9 protein-coding genes and 2 pseudogenes are annotated in these 10,725 nt (G+C 62.2%); 8 read left to right on the top strand and 3 right to left on the bottom strand.

Features of this window, described 5'->3' with window-relative positions; translation table 11 throughout:
• The first annotated feature begins 281 nt into the window (after window positions 1-281).
• From NTD84_RS26375 to NTD84_RS26355, 5 genes and pseudogenes are all read left to right on the top strand, one after another.
• Window positions 282-1,307, top strand: coding sequence for an ABC transporter substrate-binding protein (locus NTD84_RS26375; protein WP_262171781.1), 1,026 nt, complete (start codon window positions 282-284; stop codon window positions 1,305-1,307).
• Window positions 1,304-2,248, top strand: a complete 945-nt coding sequence (locus NTD84_RS26370) for an ABC transporter permease (protein WP_262171796.1) — start codon at window positions 1,304-1,306, stop codon at window positions 2,246-2,248. Before NTD84_RS26375 ends, NTD84_RS26370 begins: the two co-directional genes overlap by 4 nt.
• Window positions 2,249-2,254: 6 nt before the next feature.
• Window positions 2,255-3,064 carry an ABC transporter permease gene (locus tag NTD84_RS26365; RefSeq protein ID WP_262171778.1) on the top strand — a complete coding sequence of 270 codons (810 nt, stop codon included), beginning with the start codon at window positions 2,255-2,257 and terminating at the stop codon, window positions 3,062-3,064.
• 16 nt (window positions 3,065-3,080) lie between these two features.
• Window positions 3,081-4,235 (top strand): ABC transporter ATP-binding protein, encoded by a 1,155-nt coding sequence (locus NTD84_RS26360; RefSeq protein ID WP_262171776.1) that lies wholly within the window; start codon window positions 3,081-3,083, stop codon window positions 4,233-4,235.
• A gap of 219 nt (window positions 4,236-4,454) precedes the next feature.
• Window positions 4,455-4,646 (top strand): annotated as a pseudogene (locus NTD84_RS26355) (TetR-like C-terminal domain-containing protein); the annotation flags it as partial.
• A 5-nt stretch (window positions 4,647-4,651) separates the two neighbouring features.
• On the opposite strand, the pseudogene NTD84_RS26350 reads toward NTD84_RS26355, so the two are convergent.
• Window positions 4,652-5,387: pseudogene (locus tag NTD84_RS26350) on the bottom strand (LysR family transcriptional regulator).
• A gap of 92 nt (window positions 5,388-5,479) precedes the next feature.
• Window positions 5,480-5,602, bottom strand: coding sequence for a hypothetical protein (locus tag NTD84_RS26345; RefSeq protein ID WP_262171771.1), 123 nt, complete (start codon window positions 5,600-5,602; stop codon window positions 5,480-5,482).
• Between the two features lie 215 nt (window positions 5,603-5,817).
• Between NTD84_RS26345 and NTD84_RS26340 the strand changes: the two genes are divergently transcribed.
• Genes NTD84_RS26340 through NTD84_RS26330 form a run of 3 tightly spaced genes read left to right on the top strand, consistent with a single transcriptional unit; the run spans window position 5,818 to window position 9,185 of the window.
• The gene (locus NTD84_RS26340; protein ID WP_262171769.1) at window positions 5,818-6,405 is read left to right on the top strand and encodes a MarR family winged helix-turn-helix transcriptional regulator; all 588 of its coding nucleotides are present in this window, start codon (window positions 5,818-5,820) and stop codon (window positions 6,403-6,405) included.
• The gene (locus NTD84_RS26335) at window positions 6,398-7,579 is read left to right on the top strand and encodes an HlyD family secretion protein (protein ID WP_262171767.1); all 1,182 of its coding nucleotides are present in this window, start codon (window positions 6,398-6,400) and stop codon (window positions 7,577-7,579) included. The genes NTD84_RS26340 and NTD84_RS26335 overlap by 8 nt, the downstream gene beginning before the upstream one ends.
• Window positions 7,572-9,185, top strand: coding sequence for a DHA2 family efflux MFS transporter permease subunit (locus NTD84_RS26330; protein ID WP_262171765.1), 1,614 nt, complete (start codon window positions 7,572-7,574; stop codon window positions 9,183-9,185). The genes NTD84_RS26335 and NTD84_RS26330 overlap by 8 nt, the downstream gene beginning before the upstream one ends.
• Here the strand turns inward: NTD84_RS26330 and NTD84_RS30165 are convergent.
• Complete coding sequence (locus NTD84_RS30165; RefSeq protein ID WP_410017380.1) at window positions 9,101-9,652, bottom strand: methyl-accepting chemotaxis protein; 552 nt, start codon at window positions 9,650-9,652, stop codon at window positions 9,101-9,103. The two genes, NTD84_RS26330 and NTD84_RS30165, sit on opposite strands and share 85 nt — an antisense overlap.
• Between the last annotated feature and the right edge of the window lie 1,073 nt (window positions 9,653-10,725).

Below are 10,725 nucleotides of genomic sequence, written 5' to 3'. Positions count from 1 at the left end.
CCCCCCCCCCCGCCGCCCCCCCCCGCCCCCCCCCCCCCCCCCCCCCCCCCCCCCCCCCCCCCCCCCCCCCACCCACAGGCGCTGCTCCAGGTACAGGGTTCAAAGCGGAAAACCCCGTTTTGGCAGATAGCCGGTACGGCAAAGTGCTTGCACAAAGTTTGGAATACCATAATATGATATTCCATAGACCGGACGACCATCACTGGCCCGCCGGACCTACTGCTCCCGATAGGCGGGCATTCGAAAGCCCCGCTCATAAACACAACAATGAGGGCGTGAAAATGGTGTTGAACAAACGTGCGACCGCAGTACTTTTCGCGGGACTGCTGAGCGTGACCAGCCAGGCGTTGCTGGCGGCGGAAAGCGTCAACTTCGTCAGCTGGGGCGGTAGCACCCAGGATGCGCAGAAGCAGGCCTGGGCCGATCCGTTCAGCAAGGCCAGCGGCATCACCGTGGTCCAGGATGGCCCGACCGACTACGGCAAACTCAAAGCCATGGTCGAAAGCGGTAACGTGCAATGGGACGTGGTCGATGTCGAAGCCGACTTCGCCCTGCGCGCCGCTGCCGAAGGCCTGCTCGAACCCCTCGACTTCACGGTGATCCAGCGCGACAAGATTGACCCGCGATTTGTTTCCGATCACGGCGTCGGTTCGTTCTTCTTTTCCTTCGTCCTCGGCTACAACGAAAGCAAGCTAGGCGCCAGCAAACCCCAGGACTGGTCCGCGCTGTTCGACACCAAGACCTACCCCGGCAAACGCGCCCTCTACAAATGGCCAAGCCCTGGCGTGCTCGAACTGGCGCTGCTGGCGGATGGCGTCGCCGTCGACAAGCTCTACCCGCTGGACCTGGATCGCGCCTTCAAGAAACTCGACACCATCAAGAAAGACATCGTCTGGTGGGGCGGCGGCGCGCAGTCGCAACAGCTGCTGGCCTCCGGCGAAGCGAGCATGGGTCAGTTCTGGAACGGCCGGATCCACGCCTTGCAGGAAGACGGCGCGCCAGTGGGCGTGAGCTGGAAACAGAACCTGGTCATGGCCGACATTCTGGTCGTGCCCAAAGGCACGAAAAACAAGGCCGCGGCGATGAAGTTCCTGGCCAACGCGAGCAGCGCCAAGGGACAGGCCGACTTCTCCAACCTGACCGCCTATGCCCCGGTCAACGTCGACAGCGTGGCGCGCCTGGATTCGGTGCTGGCACCTAACCTGCCGACCGCTTACGCCAAGGATCAAATCACTCTCGATTTCGCGTACTGGGCCAAGAACGGTCCGGCCATCGCGACACGGTGGAACGAATGGCTGGTCAAATGAAAATGACGGCAACAGCCTCCCGTCAACCGACACCGACCGGGAGCGCCGCTGGCGCCCTCGGGGCGGTTCCCGGCAAAGCGGCGGCGATGAATCAAGCCCCTTCACTGGCGCAGCGCTGGCGCGGATCGAGCAACCTGATCCCCGCCCTGCTGTTCCTCGGTCTGTTCTTCCTGGCGCCGCTGATCGGGCTGTTGCTGCGGGGTGTACTGGAGCCGGTACCGGGCCTGGGCAACTACGAACAACTGTTCGCCAACTCGGCGTATGCCCGGGTCTTGCTCAACACCTTCTCGGTGGCGGGCCTGGTGACACTGTTCAGCCTGCTGCTGGGCTTTCCACTGGCCTGGGCGATCACCCTGGTGCCCCGTGGCTGGGGTCGCTGGATTCTCAACATCGTGCTGCTGTCGATGTGGACCAGCCTGCTCGCCCGCACCTATTCCTGGCTGGTGCTGCTGCAAGCCTCGGGGGTGATCAACAAGGCGTTGATGGCCATGGGCATCATCGATCAGCCGCTGGAGATGGTGCATAACCTCACCGGCGTGGTGATCGGCATGAGCTACATCATGATCCCGTTCATCGTGCTGCCCTTGCAGGCGACCATGCAGGCCATCGATCCGATGATCCTGCAAGCGGGCTCGATCTGCGGCGCCAGTCCGTGGACCAACTTCTTCCGGGTGTTCCTGCCGCTGTGCCGGCCGGGACTGTTCTCCGGCGGCCTGATGGTGTTCGTGATGTCGCTGGGTTACTACGTCACCCCCGCTCTGTTAGGTGGTGCGCAGAACATGATGCTGCCCGAATTCATCATTCAGCAGGTGCAGTCGTTCCTCAACTGGGGCCTGGCCAGCGCCGGTGCCGCGTTGCTGATCGTCATCACGCTGGTGCTGTTCTACTTCTACCTGAAGCTCCAGCCGGAATCCCCGGTTGGCGCCAGCAACGCGAGGTAAGCCATCATGCTCCTGACCCCCAATGCCATGAGCCGGCGCATGCGTTTCGGCCTGTATTTCACCACGGGCCTGATCGCGTTGTTCCTGCTGTTGCCGATTGTGTTCATCGTGCTGCTGTCGTTCGGTTCCTCGCAGTGGCTGGTGTTCCCGCCACCGGGCTGGACGCTGAAATGGTACGGCCAGTTCTTTTCCAATGCGGACTGGATGAACGCGGCGATGGCCAGCCTCAAGGTCGCGGTGTTGACTACGTTCTTCGCCGTGGCGCTCGGTCTGCCCACCGCGTTTGCCCTGGTGCGTGGACGCTTCCCAGGACGGGAAATGCTCTACGGCCTGTTCACCCTGCCGATGATCGTGCCGCTGGTGATCATCGCGGTGGCGGTGTACGCGCTGTTCCTCAAGCTGGGCTACACCGGGACGATGTTCGCGTTCGTGGTCAGCCACGTCATCGTGGCGCTACCGTTCACCATCATCTCGATCATCAACTCGCTGAAGCTGTTCGATCAGTCGATCGAAGACGCGGCGGTGATCTGCGGCGCCTCGCGCCTGCAAGCGGTGTTCAAGGTGACCTTTCCGGCGATTCGCCCAGGGATGGTGGCCGGCGCTCTCTTCGCCTTCCTGGTCTCGTGGGATGAAGTGGTGCTGAGCGTGATGATGGCCAGCCCGACCCTGCAAACCCTTCCCGTGAAAATGTGGACCACCCTGCGCCAGGACCTGACGCCTGTGATCGCCGTCGCCTCGACGCTGCTGATCGGCCTCTCTGTCCTGGTCATGGTGATCGCCGCCGTCCTTCGCCGGCGCAATGAAATCAGCGCCTGAGCGCCAGGAGTACGACATGAGTGCAGTGATCAAAGATACCGCGCAGCAAAATGACCAACCTCTGGTGAGCCTGCGCAACCTGAACAAGTACTACGGCGAATTTGCCGCCGTGGATGACATCTCGCTGGACATCAAGGACGGTGAATTCCTGACCTTCCTCGGTTCCAGCGGCTCTGGCAAAAGTACGACGCTGTCGATGCTCGCCGGCTTCGAAACCCCGAGCAGCGGCGAGATCCTGGTCAACGGTCAATCGCTGGTCAACGTACCGCCGCACAAGCGCGACATTGGCATGGTGTTCCAGCGTTATTCGCTGTTCCCGCACCTGTCGGTCCGCGACAACATCGCCTTCCCGCTGGCGATTCGCAAACTGGCCAGCGCTGAACGTGAGCGTCGGGTCGATGCCATGCTCAAACTGGTGCAACTCGAACAGTTCGCCCATCGCCGCCCTTCGCAACTGTCCGGTGGCCAGCAGCAACGGGTCGCCATTGCCCGGGCGCTGGTCTACGAGCCGCGCATCCTGTTGATGGATGAGCCGCTGGGCGCACTCGATAAAAAGCTGCGTGAAGACTTGCAGGACGAGTTGCGCCAACTGCATCGGCGCCTCGGGATCACCATCGTCTACGTGACCCACGATCAGGAAGAGGCCATGCGTTTGTCACAGCGCATTGCGATTTTCAGCCACGGCAAGATTGTCGGGCTGGGCAGTGGTTATGACCTGTACCAGAACCCGCCGAACGCGTTCGTGGCGTCGTTTTTGGGTAACTCGAACTTCCTCAAGCTCAAGGCTCAGGGCAATGCGGTGGCGGCGTTCGAGGGGCAGTCGTTGTCGATTCGACTGACTCCCGGGTTGCAGACCGACCAGGACGTGTTGCTGATGGTGCGGCCGGAGAAGGCGCTGGCGCTGAGCGTCGAGCAGGCGGCCCAAGATTCGCTTTTGGCCGGGTGGAACGAGGTGTCGGCGATAGTCGGTGAGGTGCTGTTTTTGGGTGAGAGTCAGACGTGCACGGTGAAAACGCTGGGTGGCACTTCGATGACGGTCAAGGCGCTGTCGGCTGCGGGGATGCCGCTGAAGACCGGGGATCCGGTGCGGGTGCGCTGGGCGACGGCGGACGCTTGTGTGTATACCGAGTGGGCAGAAAGTGATTTGAACAAGGCGGCCGGGGCGCATTGATCGCTTTGGCGGCCGGTGGCTTTTTGGGCCATCGCGAATAAAGAGAGTCACCCTCGGGTCGCTGCAACGTCGGGTTGTGGCGGCCCTTTTTTTTGCTGGCTGATCGGGGAATATCCGTTGCTGAGGTAACGGCTACTGGCGGTTCCACACTTGCAGTGGGCGGCGTTCCGACGATGATCGTCAACGACTGGTTCAACGTGGCGCACGTTCTTCCATCGCCAGCAAGCTGGCTCCCCGCTGGAACACATGCGCGGCGAAGCGGCCGTACGCTGCTTTGTCGGCGCGCTGATCGGGCTTTGGTTGTGGTGGGTGCGGCATGACTATCCGAACTCGGCGCAAGAGATGACCGAGACCTTCGACAGCCTGATGAACAACGGCACATGGCCGCCGGACAACACCCCGCGCCAGTGACAGGATCAGGAGGCACAGGCCATGATCAGGAACTGGCGAAAGGCCTGGGTGGGTGCTGACAAGCGGTTATCCGGCAGCCAGATCAGGCCCAGTTCCATCGGCGGAATCACGTCCACCAGCGGCCGGACCTCGATCTTCTTGCCTTCCAGTGACCAGGCGCGATAGAGCATGTCCGAGAGAATGGTGACGCCGAAACCATGCCCCACCAGCCCGCGTAAGGCCTCCATGGAAGAGGTGCGAAAAGCGACTTTCGGCGCCAGTCCACGGGATTCCCAGGGAAACAATCGCCAGGCCCAGGTCGAGGTCGCCGTTGCTCAAAGCGGCTTCGATGCTCTGGCGGTCCATGTCGACCAGGTCGATCTCGACCTGCGGGTAGCTGCGCTTGAAGCGCGCCAGCAACGCCGGCAGAAAATAGCCCAGTACCGTGTAAGAGGCGCCGACACGCACAGTGCCGTGCATGGCGTGGCCGAGAAACAGCGGCTCACTGAGCGCGTCCTGCAGGGTGTCGAGAATGTGTCGCGCATGCTGCGCGAACTTGTTGCCTTCCGCAGTCAGCGCCACGCCATGGGGCAAGCGGTCGAACAGGCTGACACCCATGGACTGCTCCAGATGCAACACCGCGGCCGTGATCGCCGACTGCGAAACATGCGCCTTGAGTGCCGCCTGGGAAAACTGGCCAGCGTCGGCGGCAGCCACGAAATAGCGCAGCTGGCGCATGGAAATGTCATTGCCTTTTGTCATCTGATTTTCTGATACCTGCCGCCTGAATATATGAAACAGCTCGGTCCACGCGCTGGTTACACTCGGGTCCGGGTAGCTGCCCTGACGTATCGTTACGCCTGGCCGGCCGCATTGCGGAACAGCACCAGCTCTTCGCCACCGTAGGCTACGGCCAACGGTGTTTGGTCATTCACGGCTTCGGAAAGCGCCATGGCCCACCAGCCAGGAGTCGTCATCGGTTCGCCTCATTTTTTGTTGTTTTTCGGGCAGCTGCAGGTATCGCGATTAGCGCAACGTTAGACGGTCAACGCGAAGCGGGCAACATAAAAATGCACAGATATCAGATTAATGATCATATCTTAAACAAAAACAGCTTCACCGAAGGGCCTGGAGCCGACCTATGCATAAGCATCGTCCGTTCGGAGTATGACTTTTTCGCGGAAAAACATTAGTGAACATTTTTCTGATTAATGATCAAAAATTTGCAAAAAATGGCTGGCGGAAAATTCATAAGCCTCATTACTATGAGCTTGCTCAGTTAATTTCAGGCGCTCTGACGATGACTCGATCCACCCTCGGCTTTGTCCTTCATGACGTAGCCCGCTTGATGCGTAAACGCTTCGAACAGCGGGCCCGCGCAGCCGGCCTCACACGCTCGCAATGGCAAGTGCTTGCCAAGCTGTCCGTGCATGAGGGCATTCACCAGAAAGGCCTGGCCGACCTGCTGGAAATAGAGTCGGTCACGTTGGTGCGCCTGCTCGACAAAATGCAGGAGCGCGGTTTGATCGAGCGCCGCAACCATCCCACCGACCGCCGTTTTACCTTGCTGTTCCTCACCCCCACTGCCCACCCGCTGCTGCAGTTCATGCGCACCATAGGTGAACAGACCCGGGTGGAAACCATGGTGGACTTTTCCGCTCAGGAGCACGACCAATTGCTGCAGTACCTCGAACGGATGCGCGAACATTTATTGACGGCCTGCAGCCAGCCCGTGGATCAACCCGTCGCTTGCGCGGCGCCTGAGGTGAAACATGGCTGAGTCCACCTTGCAGCGTCCTGCGGTGCATGCCGAAGCCCGGCCGATCGATCCACCGGAAAAACCTCAAATGCAGATGCCCGAGGCGCCAACCCCTGACAGTTCCGTGCAGGGACCGCCTGACGCGGCACGGCAACGCTGGCGCAGCGGATTGTTTCTGCTGGCACCGCTCGCCGTCGTGGCGAGTGCCGTCTGGTACGTAGTGGGCGGCCAGGTGGTCAGCACCGACAACGCTTACATTCAGGCTGAACGGGTCGGTGTGTCCACGGATGTGGCCGGGATCGTGGCGGCCATCGAGGTGACTGACAACCAGGTCGTGCGCAAGGGCCAGGTGTTGTTTCGCCTGAAAGCCGAACCCTTTGAGATCGCCTTGGCCAGCGCCACCGCGCAACTGGAAAACGCACGCAACCAGATCCTCTACCTCAAGGCCAGCTACAACCAGTCGCTGGCCGAGATTGCCCAGGCGGAAGCCCGGCTGCCGTACTTCCAGACCAATCTCCAACGCCTGGAAAAGCTGGTCAGCGTGGCTGCCGTATCAAAAACCCTCTACGACGACGCCCGCCAGGACCTCGACAACACCCGCCAACAGGTGTCAGTCGCGAAAGCCCAGGCCGCCGCGGCATTGGCCCAACTGGGTGGGCGGCTGGACAGGCCTCTGGAGCAGCACCCGTCCTACCTGCAAGCGAAAGCGGCGCTCAATGAAGCCGAACGCAACCTGCGTAACACCGTGGTGACCGCGCCGTTCGATGGCGTGGTGACCAACGTTGACGCGCTGCAAGTGGGCGCTTACCTGCAACCGCCACAGTCGGGCTTCAGCCTGGTGTCCAGCGAGCGCCTGTGGGTGGCCGCCTCACCGAAAGAAACCGAGCTGACCAACGCTCATGCCGGCCAGGGCGTCTCCATCGAGGTCGACACCTACCCCGGTGTCATCTGGCACGGCACCGTGGAAAGCATCAGCCCGGCCTCCAGTTCGAGCTTTTCGCTGCTGCCGGCGCAGAACACCACGGGCAACTGGGTCAAGGTCGTGCAGCGTATTCCGCTGCGGATCCGTATCGACGATGCGGCCGGCAAACCGGCGCTGCGCCATGGCATGAGCGCCGTGGTAGAGATCGATACCGGCACCGCCCGCGGCCTGCCGAAACCGTTGAGCAACCTGTTCGCCCGCCATCATGAGTGAAGCATCCGGGCCGCTGCCGCCCTCACCGCTGCGGATGCTGATCACGCTTTGCGTGGTCCTGGCCGTGGTCATGCAAGCGCTGGACACCACCATCGCCAACGTCGCCCTGCCCTATATGCAAGGCAGCGTGTCGGCCAGCGCCGATCAGATCAACTGGGTGCTGACCTCGTACATCGTCGCCACGGCGATCATGACGCCGCCCTCGGCATTCCTCGCCCGGCGCTTCGGTCGCAAGCGCGTGCTGCTGTGGTCGATCTTTGGTTTTGTACTGGCGTCGGTGCTCTGCGGTATTGCCCGCTCCCTGGAAGAAATCATTCTGTTCCGCCTGCTGCAAGGGCTGGCAGGCGCTGCCCTGGTTCCGTTGTCGCAAGGCATTCTGCTGGATATCTACCCGCTGAAAGACCGTGGCTCGGCCGTGGCCCTGTTCGGCGTCTCGGTGATGGTCGGCCCGGTGCTGGGGCCGATGCTCGGCGGCTGGCTGACGGAGCACCTCAGCTGGCGCTGGGTGTTCTTTATCAACTTGCCGATCGGGTTGCTGGCCTTTATCGGCATGACCCGCTTCATTCGCGAAACCCCGGCCGACCGCACCGCGCGCCTTGACTGGCTGGGCTTTGGCTCGCTCAGCGTCGCCATCATGGCGATTCAATTGTTCCTCGACCGCGGGGAGCAACTGGGCTGGTTCGACTCAGGGGAAATCATCATCGAGGCCCTGGTCGCCGCCGTCGCTTCGTACATTTTCCTCGTCCACACCTTCACCCACGACAAGCCCTTTATCAGCCTTAAACTGTTCAAGGACCGCAACTACTCGGTAGCGGTCGTGTTCATCTTCATCATTGGCATTACCTATCTGGCGTCGCTGGCGCTGATGACGCCTTACCTGCAAACCCTGATGGGCTACCCGGTGCTCACCGCTGGCCTGGTCATGGGCCCGCGCGGCCTGGGGACGATGCTGAGCATGTTCCTCGCCGGCAAGATCATGGGCAAAGTCGACATTCGCTGGATTTTGTTCTGCGGCCTGGCGCTGTCCGCGTGGTCGATGTACATGATGACCGGATGGACGCCGGCGGTATCGATCGACACCATCATCTACGTGGGCTTCATCCAGGGCGCGAGCCTCGGGCTGCTGTTCGTCCCGCTGACCACCATCGCCTTCACCACCCTGCCCCCGCATCTGCGCGGCGAAGCCACGGGCCTGTACAACCTGTCACGCAATGTCGGCTCAAGCGTCGGCATCTCGATCGTGACAGTGCTGCTGGCACAAAACACCCAGATCAACCATGCGGAAATCGGTGCCTATGTGACACCGTTCAACCGCCTGTTCTACGCCTGGCCGGTGAGCGCCCAGCTCAACCCGTTAACCGCCAGCGGGCGTGCGGCGCTGGATGGCATGATCACCGTGCAGGCCAGCTGGATTGCCTACCTGGATGACTTCAAGCTGCTGATGCTGCTGTCCATCGGGATCATGCCGCTGTTGCTGATATTCCGCACGCCGAAGAGTCAGGCAAGCCCCCCGCCTGACGATCAGGTCTCGAAGCGAAACCGTCCCACTGCCAGGCTCAGCTCGTCGGACAGTTCACGCAGCGAGACCACGGCCCTTGATACCTGATGGGTGATCGCATCACCCTCGCCAGCCATGCGTGAGATGTGCTCGACGTTCTCCACGATGCCGCGCCCGCCTTCGCTCTGCACGCTCACCGCGTCGGCGATCCGGTCCACCCCGCGCGTGGAGTCGCCGACCAGTTCCGTTGCCTGCTGCAGGGTGCTTTCCAGCTCGCTCAGCAGTCGGCCGCTGTCGTCCAGAGCGACCGTGCCGGCGCGCAACGCTTCGTCGACCACCTCGGACTGGCTCTCCAGCTTCATCGTCAACTGATTGATCGAGTTGGCGGCCAGCGCCGAGCGCTGCGCCAGGTTGCGCACTTCGTCAGCCACCACGCTGAAACCGCGTCCGCTCTCGCCGGCCCGGGCCGCCTCGATCGCCGCGTTGAGCGCGAGCATGCTGGTCTGCGCCGAGAGGTCCTTGACCTGACCGATGCTGGCGGTGATTGCCGTGGTGCTTTCGACGAAGTCGCCCACCGAACCGCGGATGGCCGAGAAGGCAAGGCGCACGCTGTCGATTTTCTCGAGCAGCCGCGACAACGCCAGGTGCCCGTCTTCGGCCCCCGCAAACTGGCCTCGGCACAGCTGCGCAGGCTTTCCGCATGGCTGGAGATCGCGGCAATCCCGTCGCTCATCTGCTCGATGGTCATCGACACCGCGCCAACCGCTCCGGCCTGCGCCGTAGAACTCTCGGCCACGCGTGCCGAGGTGCCGACCAGTTCCTCTGCCGAGGCGCCGACCGAGGCCGCGACGGCGGCGACCTGGCGCATGGCCTGCTGGAAGCTGTCGATGAGTTGGTTGAACGCCTGCGCCGTGTGCGCCACCTCGTCTCGCCCCATCACCCGCACGCGCCGGGTCAGGTCACCATCGCGCATCTCGATCGACGCCTGCTCAATCTCACGGATGGGCCGAATGATCTGCGCGCGCAACAACAGACTGGCGAGGACGGCCAGTGCACTGGCAATCAGCAGCACCGTGACCAGCATCCGTGACACCTGCCGTTGCATGGCGCCCGCCTCGGCGAACGCAGCGGAGGTCAGTTCCGCCTGCAGGCCCAGCAGACGATTGAATTGCCCTTGCAACCCGTTGTTGTCGGCGCGCACCCGCCCGAGCAGAGAGGCGGCCTGGACTTGATCGCTCAACGCTGTGCGCTTGAATTCCTCCAGGCCTTCACCCACCACCGCGGCCTGATCCTGCACCGCGCGATAGAGCTCCTTCTCTTCCTCGCCCAGACGTGTTTCGCGGGCCACCTTGTCGAGCCCGGCCCGCATGTCGTCGACGCTGGCCTGCATGTCCTCAAGGTAGGATTCCAGTTCTTCGGCGGACGCCTGGCCGCTGGATTCAAGGATGCGCGAGCCAGTGGCATAGGCACCGACCATCGCGGCCTGGGAAGCAGACGACGTCTCCAGTACCTGGCGATATTGCTGGAAACGCAACTGGTCGATTTCCTCGATAACCGCCTGCTGCCTGGCCAGCCCGTAATAGGCCATACCCGAGACAACCAGCAGAGCGAGCACAAATAACGCCGGCAGCATCAGGAGCTTGGCGCC

It is taken from the genome of Pseudomonas sp. 14P_8.1_Bac3 (assembly GCF_025466085.1).
Taxonomy (GTDB): Bacteria; Pseudomonadota; Gammaproteobacteria; order Pseudomonadales; family Pseudomonadaceae; genus Aquipseudomonas.
The sequence above is the reverse complement of the archived record's forward strand: the minus strand, read 5'-3'. Positions and strand labels throughout refer to the sequence as shown.